Origin of the sequence: Microbacterium insulae (genome assembly GCF_042677065.1) — a bacterium.
Lineage (GTDB): Bacteria > Actinomycetota > Actinomycetes > Actinomycetales > Microbacteriaceae > Microbacterium > Microbacterium insulae.
The window spans coordinates 1,341,054-1,363,277 of the sequence record NZ_JBHTII010000001.1 but is presented as its reverse complement, the minus strand read 5'-3'; the positions used below and the strand labels follow the sequence as shown (position 1 = coordinate 1,363,277).

Genomic DNA, 22,224 nt, shown 5'->3' with positions numbered 1-22,224 from the left:
CGCATCATGTCCACCCCCGCACGCAGCACCATCCGCACCACGGGCGTCGCCGTCCGCGCGATGCTCCTGTTCACCCTGGTCCTCGGAATCGGCTACACGGTCGTCGTCACCGGGATCGGCCAGCTCCTCCTGCCGTGGCAGGCGAACGGGTCGCCCGTCCAGAACGCCGCCGGTGAGACGGTCGGCTCGGCGCTCATCGGGCAGTCCTTCACGGATGCCGACGGCAACGCCCTGCCGGAGTACTTCCAGGCCCGCCCGTCCGCCGCCGGCGACGGCTACGACGGCGGCGCCTCCAGCGGCTCGAACTGGGGGCCGGAGAACACCGACCTCATCGCGGCGATCGAGGACCGTCAGGCCGCGATCGCCGAGCTCGAGGGCGTGGCGGTGTCGGAGATCCCGGCCGATGCCGTCACGGCATCGAGCTCGGGCCTCGACCCGCACATCAGCCCGGCGTACGCCCAGCTCCAGGCTCCCCGCGTCGCGGAGGCGCGCGGCCTCTCCGAAGGCGAGGTGCTCGACCTCGTCGCCCGGTACACCGAGGCGCGCGATCTCGGATACCTGGGCGAGCCGCGGATCAACGTCCTCGCGCTGAACCTGGCGCTCGACGCCCTGGACTGATCGGCGCTGATCCTGGTGAACAACTCCTCGGATTCGACCGGTCGCGGCCGTCGTCGCGGCGGATTTCCGCGGTCGGCCGAATCGCACGCATCCGGATCTGAGGAGTTGTGCACGCGGAATAGGGTGAGCACGTGAAGCGCGGCAAGCTCAGGGTGCTGCTCGGCGCCGCTCCCGGCGTCGGGAAGACGTTCGAGATGCTCGAGGAGGGCAGGCGCCTCGCCGCCGAGGGGCACGACGTCGTGATCGGCATCGTCGAGACCCACGGCCGGGCGGCGACCGCGGCGCAGGCCGAGGGCCTCGAGGTCGTGCCGCGCGCGCTGGTGCCGTACCGCGGCGTGGAGCTGCCGGAGCTCGACGTCGAGGCCGTCATCGAGCGGGCGCCGGATGTCGCGCTCGTCGACGAGCTCGCCCACACCAATGCGCCCGGGTCGGTCCACGAGAAGCGCTGGCAGGATGTCGACCTCCTCCTCGACGCCGGCATCGACGTCATCACGACCGTCAACGTGCAGCACGTCGAGTCGCTCAACGGGGTGGTCGAGCAGATCACCGGGGTGGTCCAGCGCGAGACGATCCCCGACGCCGTCGTGCGCGGCGCCGACCAGATCGAGCTCGTCGACCTCGCGCCCCAGTCGCTGCGCGACCGGCTCGCCGTCGGGCTCGTCTACCCGGCCGAGCGCATCGACGCCGCGCTGTCCAACTACTTCCGATTGGGCAACCTGACCGCGCTGCGCGAGCTCGCCCTCCTCTGGCTCGCCGACGAGGTCGACAGCGCGCTGCGCTCGTATCGCGCCGAGCACGGCATCGCGGGAACGTGGCAGGCGCGCGAGCGCGTCGTGGTCGCCCTCACGGGTGGCCCCGAGGGCGAGACCCTGCTCCGGCGCGGCGCCCGCATCGCGGCCAGGTCGGCGGGTGGCGAGCTGCTCGCCGTCCACGTCTCCAGCCAGGACGGCCTGCGCGGCGGCGACCCCAGCGCACTCGCCGCGCAGCGCGCGCTCGTCGAGTCGCTCGGCGGCACCTATCACCAAGTCGTCGGAGACGACATCCCGCGCACCCTCGTGGAGTTCGCGCGCTCCGTCGACGCCACGCAGCTCGTCATGGGCGCGAGCCGTCGCAGCCGATGGGGCGCGGCGCTGACCGGCCCCGGCATCGGCGCCACCGTCATCCGCGAGTCCGGCGACATCGACGTGCACATGGTGACCCACTCGGCGGCCGGGGGTCGGCGGCGCCTCCCGCGCCTGAGCGGGGGCGCGCTCAGCGTCAAGCGGCGCGCCCTCGGCTTCGCCGTCGCCCTCATCGGCGGCCCGCTCCTGACGTGGCTTCTGGTGTCGATCCGCAGCGAGGAGACGATCACCACCGACGTCCTCGCGTACCAGCTGCTCGTCGTGATCGTCGCCCTCGTCGGTGGCATCTGGCCCGCCGTGTTCGCCGCGGTGATGTCGGGGCTCACGCTCAACTTCTTCTTCGTCGAGCCGTTCTACACGGTCACGATCGCGCACCCGCGCTACGCGTGGGCGCTCGCGCTCTACGTGGTCATCGCGGTGCTGGTCAGCTTCATCGTGGACCGCGCCGCCCGGGCCGCACGCGCGGCGCAGCGATCGTCCGCCGAGTCCGAGCTGCTGGCGACGGTCGCCGGAAGCGTGCTGCGGGGTGAGAGCGCCGTGCCTGCCATGGTGAGCCGAACCCGCGAGTCGCTCGGCCTCGCCGGCGTGCGCCTCGTCGCGGCCGACGGGCAGGTCCTCGCCACCGACGGCGAGCCGGTGCGCGACGGACGCTACGAAGCGGTCCCGGTGGGATGGATGTCGGGCGGCGGCCCCCGCGCGACCCTCGAGCTCCACGGGCGCGGCCTCGACGCCTCCGAGCGGCGCCTCGTCGACGCGATCGTGGCCCAGCTCGCCGCAGCTCTCGAGCATTCCGCCCTGTCGGAGTCCGCGAGCCAGGCCGGGGCGCTCGCCGAGACCGACCAGGTGCGCTCGGCACTACTGTCCGCGGTCAGCCACGACCTGCGCCGGCCACTCGCCGCAGCCGTCGCGGCCATCGGCGGCATCCGCGCCGCGGGTCCGGGTCTGTCGGCGGCTGACCGCGACGAGCTGCTGGCGACGGCCGACGAGTCGCTCACGACGCTGTCGGCGCTCGTCACCGATCTGCTGGACGTGAGCCGCGTGCAGGCCGGGGTGCTCGCGGTGTCGCTCAGCGAGGTGGACTCGGCCACGGTCATCACGGCCGCCCTCGACGAACTGGGGGCGGGGCCCGACGACGTCGAGCTCGCCCTCGATTCCGACCTTCCGATGGTGAGCGCCGACCCCGTGCTCCTGCAGCGCGTGCTCGTCAACGTCCTCGCCAACGCCCTGCGGCATTCGCCGCTCGGAGCCCGCGTCCGCGTCGCGACCAGCCACCTGGGCCGCACGGCCGAGATCCGCGTGGTCGATCACGGGGTGGGCATCGCCGCCGACCGCCGCGACGACATGTTCGCCCCGTTCCAGCGCCTGGGCGACGTCGACAACACCGCCGGCCTCGGCCTCGGACTCGCGCTGTCCAAGGGCTTCACCGAGGGGATGGGCGGTACGCTCGCCCCCGAGGACACCCCCGGAGGAGGACTCACCATGGTGATCGCGCTGCCGGTGGCCGAAGCATCCGTCCCCGAAGGAGCCGTGTGAAGGTCCTGATCGCCGACGACGACCCGCAGCTGGTCCGCGCGCTGCGCATCACGCTCGCCGCCCACGGGTACGACGTCGTCGCCGCACCCGACGGGCAGGCCGCGATCGCCCTGGCCGCCAAGGAGCACCCCGACATCGTCATGGTGGATCTCGGGATGCCGCGCCTCGACGGCATCCGGGTCATCGAGGCGCTGCGGGGGTGGACGTCGGCGCCGATCATCGTCGTGTCGGGCCGCACCGGATCGGCCGACAAGGTGGAAGCCCTGGATGCCGGCGCCGACGACTATGTCACCAAGCCGTTCCAGGTGGACGAGCTCCTCGCGCGGCTGCGGGCGCTCTCGCGCCGTGCGGCGGCGAGCACGAACGAACCCGTCGTGGCGTTCGGCGATGTGACGGTCGACCTCGCGGCGAAGCTCGTCACCCGCGCCGACAGCCCCGTGCACCTGACGCCGACCGAGTGGCGCATCCTCGAGTTCCTCACCCGCAACGCCGGTGCGCTCGTCACACGGCAGGCGCTGCTCAAGGACATCTGGGGCACCGAGCAGGTCACCGACACCGGATATCTGCGCCTGTACCTCTCCCAGTTGCGTAAGAAGCTCGAGCCCGACCCCTCCCGGCCGCGGCACCTGCTCACCGAGCAGGGAATGGGGTACCGCCTGGTCACCGACCCGGCCTGATCGGGCGCGCGGGTGCGGGCGCGGCCGGTCGGGCGAGCCGGGCGTGGCGTGGCCGGTCGCGGCCGGTCCCGGCGCGCTGCAGTTTCCGACGGGCGCTGCGTCGCGCGACACGGCGTGTGTCGCGAACTGCAGCGGGAACCCACTTCCGGCATCGGGCCGGGGGCGCGGGCTCGCGGCCGCCGAGGAATCCTGGCGTGCCGGCAGGATCACCGAGGCCGAGTTCCAGCGGGAAAGGCGCGCCGCCTACGCCGCCATCGCCTAGCTCGCGCCGAGTGCGCCCGCACCGGCGATGAGGCACGGCAGGCCCAACGCCAGGAAGATCGGTGCCGCCAGGATGCCCGACCAGAAGCTCGGCGCCGCCGTGCGCTGCGGCAGGAACGCCGCACCCACCCCCGCCGCCGTCAGCAGCACGGCGGCGATGAGGAGGATCCACTGCGCGAACACGAACGCGAGCGGGACGAAGTGGAGACCGACGACCGTGAGCACCAGCGGTGCGATCAGAGCGCCCCGGCCCGTCTTCACGAAGAAGATAGAGAAGCCGACGATCGCGATCACTTCGAGCCAGAACACCACGATGTACCAGACGAGGGCGGTGCTCGCGGAGGCGAGGGCGGTCGGAGTCTCCCAGTTCTGCACCGCGATCGGGATGCCGAACCCCAGCATCACGAGACCGATGAGCTGAAGCAGCACGAGGACGATCCGCCACAGCACGCCCTTCGGAGGTCGCTCCTGGGCCCAGCCCGCCCAGACGAACGCCGCGCCGCCGAAGATCACGGCGATCATGACGAGATCGCGTCCGTACTCGAGATCCAGGATGCCGCTCCCCTCCTCGCGCCACGCTAGCCGCTCACCCGGCCGTGCGCGATCTCGGCGCGGCGGGCGTCGCGGCTCTTGCCCCGGCCGTTCGCGGCCGCCCACTCCCGCGCTGCAGTTTCCGACGGACGTCGCGTCGCGCGACGCAGCGTCCGTCGCGAACTGCAGCGTCACGCACCGGTGTCGGCTCCTCCACAGCCGGCGCGGACCCACGACCGCTCCTCAGGACGCGGTCGCGGGCGGCCGGGCGTCGCCGCGAGCGGACATCCTGGACCGATGTGGCTCCTCGAACCGCCGCTCGCGACCGTCTTCCGTCGTCGCGAGAACGACGGCGACCCGGTCAACGACCGCAGGCTGCGACGACGCATCGCGGAGAGGGAGATCGTCCGAATCGCCCGCGGCGTGTACGTGGAGGCGCAGAGTTGGTCGCGATTGAAGCCGATCGCGCGTCATGCGCAACTCGTGTGGGAGGCAGCCGCGCGATCGCAGACCGAGTGCGTGTTCTCGCATTGGTCGGCGGCAGCGCTGCACGGCATCGACATCCTCGGCCGATGGCCGAGCGGAATCGACGTCTGCATCGAGAAGCCTTCGGGAGGTCGCTCCAGCGGCACGATCCGCCGCCACGGGCGTGCGCTGGCCGACCTCGACCTCGTCGCGTGGGGGCGCCACCACCTGACCAGTCCCGCGCAGACGGCGATCGATCTCGCCCGTTCCCTGCGATTCGCCGAGGGCGCCGCCGTCGCGGATCAGGCCCTCTGGTCCAAGCGACCTGGTGGGCCGCTGTGCGAAGCATCCACTCTTCTTCGCCTGGCGCACGACCAGTCCGAGCGCGGCACCGCTCGTGCCGTGCGCGCCGCGGAGTTCGCCACCGAGCTTTCGGACAGCGTCCGCGAATCGCAGAGCCGTGTGCTCATCTCGACGATGGGCTTTCCTCCGCCCGAGCTGCAGACGCGATTCGAACTGGCCGACGGCCGTGCCGCGTTCACGGACTTCTTCTGGCGGGATTTCCGCCACATCGGTGAGTTCGACGGCATCGGCAAGTACCGCGATCCCGAACTGCTCCAGGGGCGCACGCCCGAGGAAGTGCTGCTCGCCGAGAAGGACCGCGAAGACGACCTGCGCCGCCGATGCGACGCGTTCTCGCGGTGGCGCACGCCCGACCTCGCGTCACCCAGGCGGCTCTACGACATCCTGAACGGAGCCGGGCTTCCGTCGTCGAAGTCGCGTCCCGGGCGCTGACCCTCCGCCGCGCCGCTGCAGTTTCCGGCACACGCTGCGTCGCGAACTGCAGCGTCTGTCGCGAACTGCAGCGCCGGTGGGACGGTGGCGGCGTCGGGATGCCGCGCACGGCGCCCCTGCCGGCGAACAGCGACCCGGGCGGTGTCTCAGGCGTGCGCTGCAGTTTCCGGCACACGCTGCGTCGCGAACTGCAGCGTCCGTCGCGAACTGCAGCGTCAGGCAGCGTTGCGCCGCGAACCACAGCGCTGGTCGCGAACTACAACGCCGGACGCGGCCCCGCGGCCGGGCGGGCCGGATCAGCCGAGGCCGTGGCGCTCCTCGTCGGCTGCGGGGGTGTCGTCGCCGGCGACGGGGCGGCGCGAGAGCCCGACGGAGCCGCCCGAGGCCCGCCCGGTGAGCGCGGCGTGGACGGCGACCGACTCGTCGACGTCGGGGTACTGCGGGCGCAGCTGCACGGCGTGCAGGCGGGCCTTCTCGCGCTTGGCCTTGCGCGCCGAGTAGGCGAGGTTCAGCGCCTCGACGAAGATCGCGAACGCCATCGGGCCGTAGATGAACGCCTTGTCGATCTTTATCTCGAAGCCCTCGGCCACCAGGAAGACACCGATGAGCAGCAGGAACGACAGCGCCAGCATCTTCACCGTGGGGTGCTTGTTCACGAAGGCGAAGATGAAGCGCGACGCGAAGAGCATGATGCCGAACGAGAGCACGACCACGGTGATGATCACGACGAGGCTCTCGGTCATGCCGACCGCGGTGATGACCGAGTCGAGCGAGAAGACGAGGTCCAGCAGCAGGATCTGGATCAGCACCGAGCCGAACGTGATCGTCTTGCGCCCGACCCCCGCGTGCTCCTCCTCGGCGCCCTCGAGCTTGTGGTGGATCTCGGTCACCGCCTTGTAGACCAGGAACAGCCCGCCCGCGATCAGGATCAGGTCCTTCCACGAGAAGCCCATCTCGCCGATGAAGAACACGTCCTCCTTCAGCGTGATGATCCAGCCCGCGAACAGCACGAGGATCACGCGCATCACCATCGCCAGCGTGAGGCCGAGGTTGCGAGCCTTGGCCTGCTGCTCCTTGGGGAGCTTCGAGGCGAGGATCGAGATGAAGATGACGTTGTCGACGCCGAGGACCACCTCGAGCACGAACAGCGTCAGGAAGACGGCGACCAGGTCGGGGGTGAATTCGAGGGAGAAGTCCACGGGTCGATCCTACGGGGACGGATGCCGCGTCCCGGCGCGCGCGCCTGATCCTGGGTGCCACCTGCCAAGGTGCGGCGAGTCGCCTCCGCATTCCGTCGACGCCATATGGCCCCGCGTAGGGTTGGCCACAGCGATCGGCATCCGCCTGTGGCTCCGCGTCGGCCTGGTGGCCGGCATCCGACCAGGCAGGTGCGATCATCGCCACCATCACCCCCGTCGCTCCGACCGAAGCCCGTCTGGGCGCCGTGCGCCAGACGTATGCCGGCGCCGAGACCTTCCCGCCCGTCGCCCGCGCCTATACCGAGGTGTCGCAGGTCGTCCGAGAGACCGGTCTCCTCCGGCGCGCGCGCTGGTTCTATGCGATCGTCGGCGTTGCCATCGCCCTCGCCTTCGGCGGCGCGATCACCGGCTTCGTCCTGCTCGGCGACACCTGGTACCAGCTGCTCATCGCGGGCGCGCTCGGCGTGATCTTCACGCAAGTCGCCTTCCTCGCGCACGAGGCCGCGCACCGGCAGATCCTCGTCTCCGGTCCCGCCAACGACCGCCTCGGGCGCATCCTCGCCGCCGGCGTCGTGGGCATCAGCCTGTCCTGGTGGAACAACAAGCACAACCGCCACCACGCGAACCCGAATCGCGTGGGCAAGGATCCCGACATCGAGGTCGACACCATCCGCTTCCTCGAGGAGGATGCCGCGAAGGTGAGCCGCCTGGGCGCGCTGATCACCCGCAGGCAGGGATGGCTCTTCTTCCCGCTCCTCACCCTCGAGGGTGCGAACCTGCACGCGCTCGGCCTCAAGCACCTCTTCTCCCGCGGCGAGGTGAAGGGCCGGTGGATCGAGCTCGGCCTCATCGCGATGCGGTTCTCGCTCTACCTCACGCCCATCTTCCTGTTCCTGCCGGTCGGCATGGCGTTCGCCTTCCTGGGGGTGCAGCTGGCCGTGTTCGGCGTCTACATGGGCGCCTCGTTCGCCCCCAACCACAAGGGCATGCCGATCATCGCCGCCGACGCGAAGCTCGACTTCTTCTCGAAGCAGGTCCGGACCTCGCGCAACATCCGCGGCGGCTGGTGGGCGACCGCCCTCATGGGCGGCCTGAACTACCAGGTCGAGCACCACCTGTTCCCGAGCATGGCCCGCCCGCACCTCGCCAAGACGCGCGAGATCGTGAGGGAGCAGTGCCGCACCCGCGGCGTGCCCTACACCGAGACCAGCCTCATCCAGTCGTACGGGATCGTGATCGCCTACCTGAATCGCGTCGGCCTGGCGGCCCGCGACCCGTTCGACTGCCCGATGGTGAACCGGTTCCGCAGCGCCTGACCTCCCGCCCTCGGCGCCGGCTCGCCGGCTTCCCGAGAGGGCGCATCTGACGTATTCGGGGAGTTCGGATTGGTCGTCGGCGCCCTCTCGGCGAGCTGAGACTCACACCGCCGCGAGCATCCCTTCGAGGCGGGCGTAGCTGGCCTCCATGCCGTCGGTCATCCCCGTCGCGAGCACCATGTCACGCGTCTGCTTGTCGGGGTACTCGACGATGAGGGTGAGGAGCGTGGCGCCATCCTCCTCCTCGAGATTGAGGTCGTTGAGCGTCGACGGGTAGTCCGTGCCCGTCATGTGCTCGGTGGTCACCGCACGGCGAGGCGCTTCGGACAGGATCGTCTCACCGTCGAAGCCGAACGACTCGCCCTCTGTCTCGCCGACCGGTTCCCATTCGTAGCGGTAGCGTCCGCCCACGGTCGGGTCCAGCTCGCACACCGACATGCGCCAGCCGTCAGGCCCGAGGAGCCACTTCTTCAGCAGCTCGGGTTCGTGATGCGCGCGCCACACGAGGTCGATCGGGCCGTCGACCAGGCGTGTGATCCGCACGTGCGTGTCGTCGAGGAGTTCGGTGCGGGTGCCCTTCCCTTCGGCGTACTCTCGCAGGCTGACCAGCACCCGGTCCAGCTGGTTGATGGCCATCGTCGAGCCTTCGACGGCACCCATGGCGACGATCTTCTCGAGCGCGTCCGCCGAGTCGAAGTGGGTGGTGTTCACGAGGCGGGAACCGCGGGACGTCGGCTCGAACACGAAGACCATCCGCGAGGTCGGCAGGTCGGCGAGGATCTCACCGTCTTCGTTCGCGAACGAGTCGAGCGCGGTGAAGGTGCGCGGTCCGTCGATCTCGAGGAACTCCCATGCGCCGTGGTACTCCTCTCCGCGGGGACTGGTCATGTGGTACCGCGCGCGGCCGCCCGGTGCGAGATCGAACTCGGTGAATGTCGCAGGGTAGCCGGGAGGACCCCAGAACCGCTCGAGCTGGCGGGGGGTGGTGAAGGCGTCCCACAGCCGCTCGACCGGAGCGTCGAACTCGGCGGTGAGCGTCATGGTGAGCGCTTCGGGATCGGTGGTGACGTCGGTGACGGGCATGTCAGACTCCTTGCGTTTCGGTGGGATCTTCGGGGGTGGTGTCGGCTGCAGGCTGTGCCAGCAGCGCGTCGAGCCGGTCGATTCGGGCGCGCCAGAGCTCCTCGTACCGTGCCAGCAGCGTGCGGGCGCGGGCGATCATCGCCGGATCCGCCCGGACGAGGCGCTCGCGCCCTTCGGCGCGCTTGACGATGAGCCCGGCCGCCTCGAGCACCGCGACGTGCTTCTGCACGGCCGCGAAGGACATGTCGTAGTCGCGCGCGAGCGCCGACACAGACTGCTCGTGCTCGATCGTCCGGCGGAGGATGTCGCGCCTCGTGGAAGCGGCGAGCGCGTGGAACACGCGATCGGTCTGTTCATCGGTCAACTCACTTTGTGCAACCATTTGGTTGTACGTTATTCCGCGCTGCGGCATCCGTCAACCCCCCTCTTCTCCCTGACCGTCGGCAGACGACGAGCTATCCACAGGAAGAACCCCCGCGCCCACGCGGGCCGGCGCCACTCAATATGCTCGGCACATGCACGGACCCGGATCCCGTGATCCGCAGATGGCGGCGCGAATAGGGATCGTCGACGATCACCCGGCGGTGATCCTCGGCACCAGTTCGATCCTCAACCAGCAGCCCCGCCTCCAGGTCGTGGCGACCGGAGCGACGGCGAACGACCTGCTGTCGCAGCGCATCCGGCTCGATGTGATCCTCCTCGACCTCGTCCTGGGCGACGGGTCGACCCCGACGACGAACCTCAAGCGGCTGTCGGTCTTCAAGGTTCCGGTCATCGCCTACACGTCGGGCGAGCGGCCGCATCTCGTGCGCGAAGCGATCGCCGCGGGCGCGGCGGGCATGATCCGAAAGTCCGATCTGCCGGCGGCGCTCGTGAAAGCGGTCGAGACGGTTCTCGCCGGCGGGATCGCCGCGAGTCCCGACTGGGCGAACGCCCTCGACAGCGACGAGACCTTCGTGCGGGCTCAGCTCACCGCGCGCGAGGCCGAGGTGCTGGCCCTCTACGCGTCGGGTGAGACCGCCGAGCGGGTGGCCGAACTCCTCTTCATCAGCAAGGAGACGGTGTACGACCACGTGCGCCGCATCCGCGCGAAGTACGCGGCCGTCGACCGTCCGTCCCGCACGAAAGTCGAGCTGTATCGAAGGGCCGTCGAAGACGGCATCGTCACGCCAGAGGGGGGCCCGCCCGACCAGTGACCCCTCCCTCCCTCGCCCTCGCCTCCCTCGCCTCCCCACCCCAACGCACGATCGGCACGCTGATCACCGCGGGCGGCCTGCTGCTGACCGTCGCCAACCTGCCGGCCGCGATCGCGCAGACCCCGCACTTCTCGCCCGCGTGGAGCGCGGGTGCGATCGCGTGCATCGCGCTCATCGCCGCTCTCTCCGTCGGTTCGCGCCGACTGCCGGCCCGGGCCCTGCACGTTCTGTGGATCACGGTGCCGACGCTCGGCGCACTGCTGCTCGCCACCTGGGCGGGGGCATACCACGGTGCCGACCTCGACACCGTCGACCCGTGGCTTCGCGGCCTGCTGCCCGCGTTCATCTGCTACCCCATCCTCTTCGTGGGCCGCGTGGCGTCCGTGGTGCTCGCGGTCGGGCTCTGTCTCCTGCCCGGTGCGTCGACGCTGGTCTTCCTCGGCGAGCCGACGAGCCTTTTCGCGAGCAACACGGTCGTCCACCTCGGCAACCTGATGTTCCTCGCGATCATGATCGGCCTGTCGCAGCGCCTGCACGACGTGTACGCGCGCGAGTCCGAGGTGCGCGAGGCGCGCAGACGCGAGGTGTGGGCTCACACGCACACCGAGCGGCAGCGCGCCGTCGCACGGCTCGTCCACGACGATGTGCTCGCCAGCCTCTCGGCGGCGGTCGCGGTCGAAGGCGACCCGCCTCCCGTGCTGAGGGATGCCGCGGCCGCCGCCCTCGCCGTGATGTCGGCGACCCCGGCACCCCTCGACGCCGACGACGTCATCCCGCTCGCCGACGGTGCCCGGGCGATCCACGAGTCGCTGAGCGAGCTGCCCGCCGATCTCGAGCTGTGCATCGAGCCCACCGCCGCCACCATCCCGGCGACAGCCGCCTCCGCGCTCGGGCTGGCCGCCGCCGAGGCTGTGCGCAACGCCGTGCGTCATGCGCGCACCCGACCGTGGGTGACCATCGCCGTGGCAGACGATCCCTCCGCGCTGCGCATCGACATCGAAGACGACGGCCCGGGCTTCGATCAGACCGCGCTTCCGGCCGACCGGCTGGGGGTCAGGGAGAGCATCGTCGGCAGGGTGGAGGATGCCGGGGGCCGATGCGAGATCGACTCCTCGCCGGCGCGGGGCAGCCGGGTGTCGCTGCGGTGGCCGCGGTGAGCGCTTCCGCCTCCGCGCTCGATCTCGGCGGCAGCGGGTTCGAACGCGGCACCACCCGGGCAATCCTCGTGCTGGTGTGGCTCTCCGGTGCCGCGCACGGGTTCCTCGTCGGGCGGCTCCCGGGCGACGGGATCTTCCTTCCGGTCGCCTACGGCGCGGCCCTCGGCGCGGCCCTGCTCCTCACCGACCGCCGACCGCGGCCCCTGCCGTGGACATCCGCTGCAGCGCTCGGTGCCTGCGTGCTCACGAGCTCGGTCATCGGGCTCTTCCAGTTCACCTACTCCGAGGAGTACGCGAGCCTGTGGCTGCTGCAGTTCCCCACGTACATGGCCGCGATGATGATCGCTCGCGGCAATCCGTGGTTCGGCGGCATCACCTGCCTCATCATCGTGCTCCTGACCTTCGCGTGGGCATGGGACGTGAGCGCCGATCCGACGACCGTGGCCCGCGTGATCACCAACCCCGTGGTCGGCGTCATCGTCGGGTATGTGTGGCTGCGGGGCATCCGGTACTTCGTCCGTCGTGAGAGACGTGCCCGGGATGCCACGGCACAGGCCGAAGCGCGGTCCGACGCCGCGAGCGCGGCGGCCGCAGCGGCCGCCCGCGAGCTCGACGAGGTCGCCGCCGTGACACGTTCTCCGTTGGAGGATCTGGCGGCCGGTCGAGAGCTCGACGCGGAGTTCCGCCTCGAGCTCGCCATGGCCGAGGCCCGCGTGCGCGATCGCCTCCTCGTGCCTCAGCTGCGTCATCCGGGGGTCGAGGAGGCGATCGGCCGCGCGCGCACGCGTCGCGTCGACGTCGTGCTCCTCGGGGAGCCCGACCCGTCCCGCAGGATCTCGGACGAGGATGCCGCGGCACTGGGATCCCTGCTCGATACGGTGGGCTCGGGTCGCGTGGTCGTCCGCTCGACTCCGCCGGGACGGCCCGGCGCGATCACCGTCGTCGTCGATCGAGATGGTGTCGTCGAGCGGATGTCTCTCGCCTCGCGCAACCCCCATCAGTAGGGGATTCGGGGCGGCGAATCGACACAGAAAACCGCTGATTCATGCGGATTTTTCCGGCGCAACCACTGCGCAACCCCGGCGCTCTTTCGGCGCCCCCACGGCGCGTACTACCGTCGCCGGGCGATGAGAATTCGCGACGTCCGACGTCCGGCTACCCGATGCCCACGACGCGGACAGAACGAGCCGGGAGATCCTGTGGAGACCAGACGTGCGCACCGTGGACGACGGACGACGGCAGCTGCCGTCGCGGCGTCCGCCGTCGCCGCGCTCCTGACGTCCCTCGCACCGCCGGCCGCGGTTGCCGCTCCCGGCGACCCCTTCGATCCGGCGACGCCCGCCGTCTTCGTCGCACAGGACATCCCCACGCGGCTCTTCTCCAGCGTCCAAGGCGACGGTTCGGTCTCCTTCTCGCCGGAAGGGTCGGCGGCCGCATTCGGCTACAACGCGGTCGGGTTCAACAGCGAGGACGACTACCTCTACGGCCTCCGGCGCGACACGGGCAACCGGCGGAACCTCGTGCGGATCGGGCAGGACGGGGCGGTGACATCCCTCGGCGACGTCACCGGGCTCGCGACTCCCCCCGGCATCGAGGTCTACAACGAGGGCACGTTCGGCTCCGGCGCGACGGCCGGGGTGCTGTATGCGAGGTTCTCCGGCGCCACCAGCAACTACATGGCCGCGATCGACGTCTCGGCGGGCACGGCGACGGGGATCACGCTGTCGGCGGCCATCCCCACCCTCTCCGACATCTTCTGGAAGGACGGCTTCGTCTGGGGCGCGGCATCCAATGACCGCATGTACCGGATCAACCCGGTCACCGGCGCCGTCACCTCCTGGCCGCTCGGACTCGGGGTCTCGACGGCGTTCGGTGCGCAGTGGGTGTACGGCAACGGGAACATCGGGCTCTCGGCCAACTCGACGGGCACGATCTATCAGATCGCGATCGCGAACGCGGCCGGCGCGACACCTTCGTTCACCCTCGTGTCGCAGACACCGGGTCCGGCGTCGGGCAACAACGACGGAGCGTCGATCCCGGGCCTGGACGTCGACCTCGGCATCGTGAAGTCCGGACCGTCGTTCTACGAGGCTCCGACCTCGATCTCGTACACGCTGACCGTCACCAACAACGGCCCCGGTGCGTCGTCGGGTTTCCTCGTGCGCGACCCGCTGCCGGCTCAGGTCACCTCGGCGACGACGACGACCACGGGTTGCTCGATCGTCTCGGGCGCGGTGCGCTGCACCCTTGGAGAACTGGCGGTGGGCGCCACTCGCACCATCACCGTCAGCGGCCAGATCACCGCAGGCACGACGGTCGACATCGTCAACACGGCCACCGTCGCCGGCAACGAGCGTGATCCGAACCCTGCGAACAACCAGAGCACCTCGACCGCCCGACCCGCTCCCGACGCCTGCGCCGCCGTGCCGATCTGGACGAACACCGCCGACGGCCTTCAGCAGTACGACCCGACCACGTTCGACGTCCTCTCGACGACGACGCTGACCCGCGAGTACGGCGACATCGCGTGGAGCCACAACGGCAGCGTCCTGTACGCCGTCGACTACGACGGCGGTGCAGGACTCGCGCCGGTGCTCCGCACGATCGATCCCGTGACGGGGACAGAGCTCACGTCGCTCAGCATCACCGGCCCGCTCCTCACGCAGGGCAACGTGCCCGGATTCGGCACGACCAACTACAGCCTCAACGCCCTGACCGCGCTCGACGCGAACACGCTTCTCGTCGGCTCCTACTCGTCGCGGGCCATCTGGCGCCTCGACGTGACGACGGGGGCCACGACCTTCTGGACGCAGTTCCCCAACCAGATCAGCTCAGCCGGCGACTTCACGGTCCTGCCCGACGGCGACATCCTCGCCTTCGGCGTGCGTCCGCTCGACGGCAACCTCTCCAACTCTCGGGCCTACCGCATCCACCCGAACGGCTCGATGACCCAGATCGGCACCGTCCCGGCGATGTGGGGAGGCGCGCAGTCCGGCGGCTACTTCTTCATGGCCGCGCCGAGCGGACAGCTGAACCGTATCGCTCTGGCCACGCTGCCCCTCACCAACGTCGGCAGCCTCCCGTACACCACTGTTCTCTCCGGAGGACCCCAGTTCTGGGGCGCGAGCGCGGTGCAGGACGCGGGCGAGTGCGTCGGCCTCACGATCACGAAGACCCCCGCTCCCACGGTGATCACCGGGCCCGGTCAGCAGGTGACCTATTCGTTCGAGGTGACGAACATCTCCGACGTGCGCATCGAGGACATCGAGGTGACCGACATCCAGCACGCCCCGGCCAGCCCGCTGACGTCCGGACCGACCTGCCCGCAGTCGGCGCTGGAGCCCCAGGCCAGCATGACGTGCACCGCCACGTACCTCGCGACCGACGCCGACGTGGCGCACGGGCGCATCGACGACACCGCCTCTGCGGCCGGTCTCACCGAGGCGGGGCGCGAGGTCATCTCGAACGAGGCGACGGCGACGGTCACCATCGATCCGGTGACGACCTGGTCGCTCAGCAAGCGTGCGCTCCTCGGCGACGACCCGCTATCCGACGGCGCCACGGTGCGGCCCGGGGACGTCGTCACCTACGAGGTGACCGTCACCAGCGAAGCGACGGTCGACATCGACGGCGTGACCCTCACCGACGACCTCTCCGCGGTGCTCGACGACGCGACGTTCGCCGCCGGCTCCGCCGTGCTCGTCATCGACGGCGGGAGCCCGGCCGCCGTGCCCGACCCGGCCGGGACGACGTTGACAGCCGGTCCGTTCACGCTTCCCGCGGGGACGACGGCGACCCTCCGCTACGACGTCGTCGTCGACGACGACGCGTGGTCGAGGACGCTCACCAACGCGGTGACCGGTACCGCCGGTTCGCCCGGCGATCCCCTCGATCCCGAGCCCTGCACCGACGGGTGCACCACCACGCAGGTCACGCCGGCCGTGGTGCGCGTGCTCAAGGTCGGCGAGGACGCGAGCGGTGATGTCGTGCCGATGGACGGGTCGACGTGGGCCCTGTACGACGCGGCGGACGCCACCGTCCCGCTCATCGCCGCACTCGCACCCGCCACCGATGGCGGCTCTCCGCTCACGGGGCTCTTCGAGGACTCCACGCTCGCACCCGGCACGTACTGGCTGGAGGAGACCACCGCGCTCGACGGCTTCGCGCTCCTCGCCGACCGGGTCGAGTTCACCATCGCGACCGACGGCAGCCTCGCTCTTGCAGCCGGATCACCGAATGCGACCGTCACCGAGGTCGACGGCATCCCCACGATCCGCGTCGAAGACGTCCCCGCGCTCGACCTGCCCGAGGCGGGCGGGTCGGGCGCCACCCCGATCCTCCTCGCCGGCGGCGTCCTGCTGACGCTCGGCGCGCTGGCCGCCGCGCTGCGAGTGCTCACGCGGCGCCGGCGAGCGCGGAAGCTGCCCGGCGAGGACCTCCCCGCGGCGTGACCCCGCGCCGATACCGAACCCATCCACCGAGAACAGGAACACCATGAACACCCGAACCACCCGCCGACGCGTCGGCTCCCTCCTCACGGCCGGGCTTGCCGCCGCCGCGCTCGGGCTCGGGCTCGCCGCCCCCGCCCACGCCGCCCCCCTCGTCGACCCCGATGAGATCGGGTCGATCACCGTCCACAAGTTCGAGGCGCCCGACTCGCCCACCGGCCTGCCGAACAACGGCACCCAGGTCGACACGACCGGACTCACCCCGCTCGCGGGGGTCACCTTCGAGGTGCAGCAGGTCGTCGGAGTCGACCTGTCCACCAACGCAGGCTGGGTCGAGGCCGCCGATCTCGCCGACGCCTTCGATGCGGGCGACCCCGCGGGCTCGATCACGGGAGAGGGCTTCACGCTCGCGGCCGGCAGCTCGCTGGTGACGGATGCGGCCGGCGTCGCGGCGTTCACCGGGCTTCCCGTGGGCCTGTACCTCGTGCAGGAGACGGACTTCCCGGCGGGCGTCACCCCCTCCGCGCCGTTCCTGATCACGGTCCCGCTCACCGATCCCGACAACCGCGACGCGTGGCTCTACGACGTGCACGTGTACCCGAAGAACGCCGTCACGACGGCGACCAAGACGGTCGAGGATGCCGACGCCGTGCAGCTCGGCGACGAGGTGACCTTCACGATCACCGCCGACATCCCGAACACCGCCGTCATCGACGGCTACAAGATCGTCGACGTGCTCGACGAGAAGCTCGACTACGTCGCATCGACGGTCACCCTCGAGAACGGCGCGACCATCACCGAAGGCGTCGACTACACGATCACCCACGATGCGGCCACGAACGCCGTCACCGTCGAGTTCACCGCCGCTGGCCGGGCAATCCTCGCCGCCGAGAACACCACGCGGGTCGTCGTCGACATCATCACCACCGTCAACACCGTCGGTGAGATCGTCAACCAGGCCCTCGTCTACCCGAACCTGCCGAGCTTCGACATCGAACCCGGAGAGCCGGGAGGCCCCACCACGACTCCCGAGGTCGAGACGCGCTGGGGCGGCATCACCCTCGAGAAGGTCGGTCCCGACACCACCCCCCTCGTGGGCGCGGTCTTCCAGGTGTTCACGTCCGCCGCCGACGCCGCCGCGCAGACCAACCCGGTCTCGATCGAGGGCGTCACCGAGTTCGAAGTGGTCGCGGCCGACGGGACCCTGACGATCGAGGGCCTGCGCTACAGCGACTTCGCCAACGGCGCCGCCGTCGCTCCCGGGGACGCCGGCTACCTCCAGTACTACCTCGTCGAGATCGAGGCGCCGGACGGCTACGAGCTGCTCGCGGAGCCGATCGAGTTCGAGGTGACGGCCGCGACCAGCGCCGTCGGCATCGACCTGACGGTGACCAACGTGCCGCAGAACGCCGGATTCGAACTGCCCTTCACGGGCGGCTCCGGTCCGGGGCTGCTCTACCTGCTCGGCTTCGGTCTGATCGCCGGGGGCGTGGCCTTCGTGATCCTCACCCGTCGTCGCACAGCGCAGAGTCGCTGACCCGCCATGGGCGGCATCCCCAGTCCGCCCACCGCCAGGGATGGTCATTCCCCTGGCAGCGGATGAATCCCATGTCATCCGCACCGTGTCCGGGCCCGGTTCTCCCGCCGGGTCCGGACACACTTCTCTCCACGTCCTTCCTCCCGGAGCCGACATGACGTCCTCGATCGACACCGCCGGCCCCGCGTTGCGTCGGTGGGCGCCGCTGAACGTCGGCATCGCGCTCGTCATCGCGCTCGGCGCGAGCGTGATCGCCTACCCGTCGACGGCCGCCTGGATCACCGATCTCACCCACGCCGCCACGGTCTCGGGCTACGCGCGATCGACGTCGGAGCGGACCCCGTCCGAACGGGCCGCTCTCCTCGGCGAGGCGCGCACCTTCAACGAGGCGCTCCCGTACGGGCCGTTGCGCGATCCGTACGTCCTCAACGAGGAGGGCGGGTCCGAGGACCTCGGCGTCGCGCGGGACCGCTACGAGTCGCTCCTCGCGGAGCGGCCCGGCGGACCCCTCGCGCGAATCCGCATCCCCTCCATCGGCGTCGACCTGCCGGTGTACCACGGCACGAGCGAGGCGACCCTCGCTCGCGGCATCGGTCACCTCTTCGGCTCGGGGCTGCCGGTCGGCGGCGCGGGCACGCACTCCGTGCTCACGGGTCATTCGGGCTTCGTCGGCGCGACGCTCTTCACCCGGCTGAACGAACTCCAGCGCGGCGACACCTTCGTCGTCGAGGCGGCGGGTGAGAGCTTCGTCTATCGCGTCGACCAGATCGCCGTCGTGCGCCCGGACGAGGGCGACCTGCTCCGCCGCGATCCGGACAGGGACCTCGTGACCCTCCTCACCTGCACCCCGACCGGCGTGAACAGCCATCGGCTCCTGGTGCGCGGCGAGCGGGTCGTGTCGGCCGAGGACGCCGCCGAGCAGATCGCCCTGGCTGAGCGCGGTGCCGCGGCATCCGTTCCCTGGCTCGCCTTCGCGATCCTGCTGGCAGGCGCGTCACTCGCGGTAGGGACCGCGCGGATGCGGGTGGCCCGTCGGGTCAGCTGAACCCGAGGTCGCCCGGGCTGTCGTCCCGCAGCGGCCGCAGCGCGTCGCCGCCTCGGCTGCGCCCCACGCGGGAGAAGAACGCGACGCGATCCGACCTCAGGGCGACCGTCGAGAAGCACAGATGCTCACCGGCCTCGTCGTACATGACCTGCTCGAGGCTCAGCAGGGGCGTCATCGCCGGCACGCTCAACCGATGGGCGAGCGTCTCGTCCGCGGCCATCGCCCCGAGGAGGAACTCCGACGACGACAGGGACAGCCCGCCGTTGTGCAGGAACTGGTAAATGTTGTGCCCGAACGGCGCCGTCTCGAGGCTCGCCGCCTTCGGCAGCACGAAGTAGTTCGTCGACACCGCGCTCGCGAAGTCGGCGGGTGCGGCGAGGTACTCGACACGCAGCACCTCCGGTCCGACGCGCGGCATGCGCGCGCGCGCCACCGGCGGCGTGGGGATGACGGCGCGATCGACCATCCGCGGGTACGTCGACTGCTCGGGGATCACGTCGACGCCGTGGAACTCGTACAGGCCGAACACCGACCCGATGTCGGCGTGGGTGCCCACCCCCTGCTCGCGCGTGACGACGCCCGTGGCGGCCAGCTGCTGGAGCACATCGCGCACGACGCTGCGACTCGCGCCGTAGTCGCGCATCAGCTCGAACTCGCGTGGGAGCTTGCCGTCGGGGAAGTCCCCTCGCACGATCGCCGCGCGCAGCATCAGCGCGAGCCGTCGCCGGTCGGCATTGCCCGGCCGTTCAGCGAACCTCGACGAGGAGTCTCTCTGCACGGGGCTCAGCATAGCGGCGCCGCCGTCTGGGCTCTGGTGATCGCGCGGGCGCAAGGGCGAGTGGATGCCGCGGCCCCAACTAGACTGGCGAGGTCCGGCGTCCCTCGAATTCCTGGAGCTGAGCCGCGTGACCACCCCCTCCCCGAAGGCCCTGGCCGACACCGTCTCGCACGCCGAGGCCACGCCCGAGAAGGAGCAGCCGTACGCCGCTCTCGGACTCAAGCCCGACGAGTACGCGAGGATCCGCGAGATCCTCGGCCGCCGCCCCACCTCGGGCGAGCTGGCGATGTACTCCGTCATGTGGAGCGAGCACTGCTCCTACAAGTCGAGCAAGATCTACCTGCGCAAGTTCGGCGAGAAGGTGTCGGACGAGATGAAGACGCGCCTCATGGTGGGAATGGGGCAGAACGCCGGCGTCGTCGACATCGGCGAGGGATGGGCGGTGACCTTCAAGGTCGAGTCGCACAACCACCCGAGCTACATCGAGCCCTTCCAGGGGGCCGCGACCGGCGTCGGCGGCATCGTCCGCGACATCATCTCGATGGGCGCCCGCCCCGTGGCGGTCATGGACCAGCTGCGCTTCGGCGCCATCGACAACCCCGACACCGCCCGCGTCGTGCACGGCGTCGTGAGCGGCATCTCGTTCTATGGCAACTGCCTGGGCCTGCCCAACATCGGCGGCGAGACCGTGTTCGACGCGGTCTACCAGGGCAATCCGCTCGTGAACGCGCTCGCGGTCGGCGTGCTGCGCCACGAAGACCTGAAGCTCGCCAATGCCTCGGGAGCGGGCAACAAGGTCGTGCTGTTCGGCGCCCGCACCGGCGGCGACGGGATCGGCGGAGCATCCATTCTCGCCTCCGACTCCTTCGACAGCACCGGCCCGACCAAGCGCCCCGCGGTGCAGGTCGGCGACCCGTTCGCCGAGAAGGTGCTCATCGAGTGCTGCCTCGAGCTGTACCAGGGCGAACTCGTCGAGGCCATTCAAGACCTCGGCGCCGCCGGCATCTCGTGCGCGACGAGCGAGCTCGCCGCGAACGGCGGCTCGGGCATGCGCGTCGATCTCGAGAACGTGCTGCTGCGCGACCCCACGCTCACGCCCGAGGAGATCCTCATGAGCGAGAGCCAGGAGCGCATGATGGCGATCGTCGCCCCCGAGAAGCTCGACGCGTTCCTCGAGGTGACGAAGAAGTGGGATGTCGAGACCAGCGTGCTCGGAGAGGTGACCGGCGACGGCCGCCTGCAGATCTTCTGGCACGGCGAGGAGATCGTCAACGTCGACCCCTCGACGGTCGCCGTCGACGGTCCCGTGTACGAGCGGCCGGTCGCCTACCCCACCTGGATCGACGCCCTGCGTGACGACTCGGCCTCGGCCCTCCCGCGCGCGACCGACCCCGACACGCTGCGCCGCCAGTTCACGCAGCTCGTCGCGAGCCCGAACCTCGCCGACACGTCGTGGGTCACCAACCAGTACGACTACTACGTCATGGGCAACACCGCACTGTCGTTCCCCGACGATGCGGGCATGATCCGCGTCGACGAGGCCTCGGGGCTGGGTTTCGCCATCGCGACGGACTGCAACGGCCGGTACTGCCAACTCGACCCGTACCAGGGTGCGAAGCTCGCCCTCGCCGAGGCGTACCGCAACGTCGCCGTGACCGGCGCGGTGCCGACGGCGGTCACCGACTGCCTCAACTTCGGCAGCCCCGAGAACCCCGAGGTGATGTGGCAGTTCTCGCAGGCCGTGGACGGCCTGTCGGACGGATGCCTCGAGCTCGGCGTCCCCGTCACGGGCGGGAACGTGTCGTTCTACAACCAGACCGGCGACCAGCCGATCTTCCCCACCCCGGTCGTGGGCGTGCTCGGGATCATCGACGACGTCGCGCGCCGCATCCCTTCGGGGTGGCAGGACCCGGGCGAGAACATCTACCTGCTCGGCGTCACCTCGACCGAGCTGAGCGGCTCGCAGTGGGCCGGGACGATCCACGGTCACCTCGGCGGACGCCCGCCCGCCGTCGACCTCGCACAGGAGAAGAAGCTGGCCGAGCTGCTCCACGCGGCGTCGCAGCAGTCTCTCGTGTCGTCGGCGCACGACCTGTCGTCGGGCGGCCTCGCGCAGGCCCTCGCCGAGAGCGTCATGCGCTTCGGCGTCGGTGCGCGCGTGTGGCTCAACGAGATCCAGGAGCGCGACGGGGTGGATGCCGCCACCGCCCTCTTCTCGGAGTCCACGGGCCGCGTCATCGTGTCGGTGCCGCGCGAGGACGACGTGAAGTTCCGCGGTCTGTGCGAGGGGCGGGGCTACCCCGTGCTGCGGATCGGCGTGACGGATGCCGCGGCCGACGGCGACGCGCCTTCGCTCGAGGTGCAAGGGCTCTTCACCGTGCCGCTCGCCGAGCTGCGCGATCTGTCGACCTCGACGCTCCCCGACGCCTTCGGCCCGATCGTCGCCGAGCACACGGCATAGGAT

At 70.6% G+C, this 22,224-nt stretch carries 17 protein-coding genes; 12 read left to right on the top strand and 5 right to left on the bottom strand.

From position 1 onward, the window contains the following. Nucleotides 1–6 precede the first annotated feature (6 nt). From kdpC to ACFQ0P_RS06455, 3 genes are all read left to right on the top strand, one after another. On the top strand, nucleotides 7–618 hold the full coding sequence (gene kdpC, locus ACFQ0P_RS06465; protein ID WP_204981280.1) for a K(+)-transporting ATPase subunit C: 612 nt from the start codon (nucleotides 7–9) through the stop codon (nucleotides 616–618). Nucleotides 619–749: 131 nt separating this feature from the next. After that, a complete protein-coding gene (locus ACFQ0P_RS06460) occupies nucleotides 750–3,272 on the top strand; it encodes a DUF4118 domain-containing protein (RefSeq protein ID WP_204981279.1) in 2,523 nt (840 codons plus the stop codon). Next, complete coding sequence (locus tag ACFQ0P_RS06455; protein WP_204981278.1) at nucleotides 3,269–3,949, top strand: response regulator; 681 nt, start codon at nucleotides 3,269–3,271, stop codon at nucleotides 3,947–3,949. The genes ACFQ0P_RS06460 and ACFQ0P_RS06455 overlap by 4 nt, the downstream gene beginning before the upstream one ends. Before the next feature lie 258 nt (nucleotides 3,950–4,207). On the opposite strand, the gene ACFQ0P_RS06450 is transcribed toward ACFQ0P_RS06455, so the two are convergent. Then, nucleotides 4,208–4,936, bottom strand: coding sequence for a hypothetical protein (locus ACFQ0P_RS06450; RefSeq protein ID WP_204981277.1), 729 nt, complete (start codon nucleotides 4,934–4,936; stop codon nucleotides 4,208–4,210). 102 nt (nucleotides 4,937–5,038) lie between these two features. On the opposite strand from ACFQ0P_RS06450, the gene ACFQ0P_RS06445 reads away from it, so the two are divergent. Continuing rightward, the gene (locus ACFQ0P_RS06445) at nucleotides 5,039–6,001 is read left to right on the top strand and encodes a hypothetical protein (protein ID WP_204981276.1); all 963 of its coding nucleotides are present in this window, start codon (nucleotides 5,039–5,041) and stop codon (nucleotides 5,999–6,001) included. A gap of 296 nt (nucleotides 6,002–6,297) precedes the next feature. Here the strand turns inward: ACFQ0P_RS06445 and ACFQ0P_RS06440 are convergent, their stop codons facing one another. Next, nucleotides 6,298–7,200, bottom strand: coding sequence for a TerC family protein (locus ACFQ0P_RS06440; protein WP_204981275.1), 903 nt, complete (start codon nucleotides 7,198–7,200; stop codon nucleotides 6,298–6,300). A gap of 245 nt (nucleotides 7,201–7,445) precedes the next feature. On the opposite strand from ACFQ0P_RS06440, the gene ACFQ0P_RS06435 reads away from it, so the two are divergent. Next, complete coding sequence (locus tag ACFQ0P_RS06435; protein ID WP_378771675.1) at nucleotides 7,446–8,516, top strand: fatty acid desaturase family protein; 1,071 nt, start codon at nucleotides 7,446–7,448, stop codon at nucleotides 8,514–8,516. Nucleotides 8,517–8,618: 102 nt separating this feature from the next. On the opposite strand, the gene ACFQ0P_RS06430 is transcribed toward ACFQ0P_RS06435, so the two are convergent. Next, nucleotides 8,619–9,599, bottom strand: coding sequence for an SRPBCC family protein (locus tag ACFQ0P_RS06430; protein ID WP_204981274.1), 981 nt, complete (start codon nucleotides 9,597–9,599; stop codon nucleotides 8,619–8,621). A 1-nt stretch (nucleotide 9,600) separates the two neighbouring features. Continuing rightward, nucleotides 9,601–9,981, bottom strand: a complete 381-nt coding sequence (locus ACFQ0P_RS06425; RefSeq protein ID WP_204981557.1) for an ArsR/SmtB family transcription factor — start codon at nucleotides 9,979–9,981, stop codon at nucleotides 9,601–9,603. Between the two features lie 133 nt (nucleotides 9,982–10,114). On the opposite strand from ACFQ0P_RS06425, the gene ACFQ0P_RS06420 reads away from it, so the two are divergent. The 6 genes from ACFQ0P_RS06420 (at nucleotide 10,115) to ACFQ0P_RS06395 (ending at nucleotide 18,982) form a co-directional block, all read left to right on the top strand. Next, nucleotides 10,115–10,795 carry a response regulator transcription factor gene (locus tag ACFQ0P_RS06420; protein ID WP_204981273.1) on the top strand — a complete coding sequence of 227 codons (681 nt, stop codon included), beginning with the start codon at nucleotides 10,115–10,117 and terminating at the stop codon, nucleotides 10,793–10,795. Then, nucleotides 10,792–11,952 carry a sensor histidine kinase gene (locus tag ACFQ0P_RS06415; RefSeq protein WP_204981272.1) on the top strand — a complete coding sequence of 387 codons (1,161 nt, stop codon included), beginning with the start codon at nucleotides 10,792–10,794 and terminating at the stop codon, nucleotides 11,950–11,952. Before ACFQ0P_RS06420 ends, ACFQ0P_RS06415 begins: the two co-directional genes overlap by 4 nt. Further along, on the top strand, nucleotides 11,892–12,956 hold the full coding sequence (locus ACFQ0P_RS06410; RefSeq protein ID WP_204981271.1) for a hypothetical protein: 1,065 nt from the start codon (nucleotides 11,892–11,894) through the stop codon (nucleotides 12,954–12,956). The genes ACFQ0P_RS06415 and ACFQ0P_RS06410 overlap by 61 nt, the downstream gene beginning before the upstream one ends. A 195-nt stretch (nucleotides 12,957–13,151) precedes the next feature. Then, nucleotides 13,152–16,403: a DUF6923 family protein gene (locus ACFQ0P_RS06405; protein ID WP_204981270.1), complete on the top strand. Its 3,252-nt coding sequence runs from the start codon at nucleotides 13,152–13,154 to the stop codon at nucleotides 16,401–16,403. Between the two features lie 43 nt (nucleotides 16,404–16,446). Beyond that, complete coding sequence (locus ACFQ0P_RS06400) at nucleotides 16,447–17,937, top strand: SpaH/EbpB family LPXTG-anchored major pilin (protein WP_204981269.1); 1,491 nt, start codon at nucleotides 16,447–16,449, stop codon at nucleotides 17,935–17,937. A 154-nt stretch (nucleotides 17,938–18,091) separates the two neighbouring features. Next, nucleotides 18,092–18,982, top strand: coding sequence for a class C sortase (locus tag ACFQ0P_RS06395; protein WP_204981268.1), 891 nt, complete (start codon nucleotides 18,092–18,094; stop codon nucleotides 18,980–18,982). Here ACFQ0P_RS06395 and ACFQ0P_RS06390 read toward each other — a convergent pair. Further along, nucleotides 18,975–19,760: a GntR family transcriptional regulator gene (locus ACFQ0P_RS06390; protein ID WP_204981267.1), complete on the bottom strand. Its 786-nt coding sequence runs from the start codon at nucleotides 19,758–19,760 to the stop codon at nucleotides 18,975–18,977. The genes ACFQ0P_RS06395 and ACFQ0P_RS06390 overlap by 8 nt on opposite strands. 127 nt (nucleotides 19,761–19,887) lie before the next feature. Here ACFQ0P_RS06390 and purL point away from each other — a divergent pair, with 127 nt between their 5' ends. Continuing rightward, on the top strand, nucleotides 19,888–22,221 hold the full coding sequence (gene purL / locus ACFQ0P_RS06385) for a phosphoribosylformylglycinamidine synthase subunit PurL (protein ID WP_204981266.1): 2,334 nt from the start codon (nucleotides 19,888–19,890) through the stop codon (nucleotides 22,219–22,221). Nucleotides 22,222–22,224 lie beyond the last annotated feature (3 nt).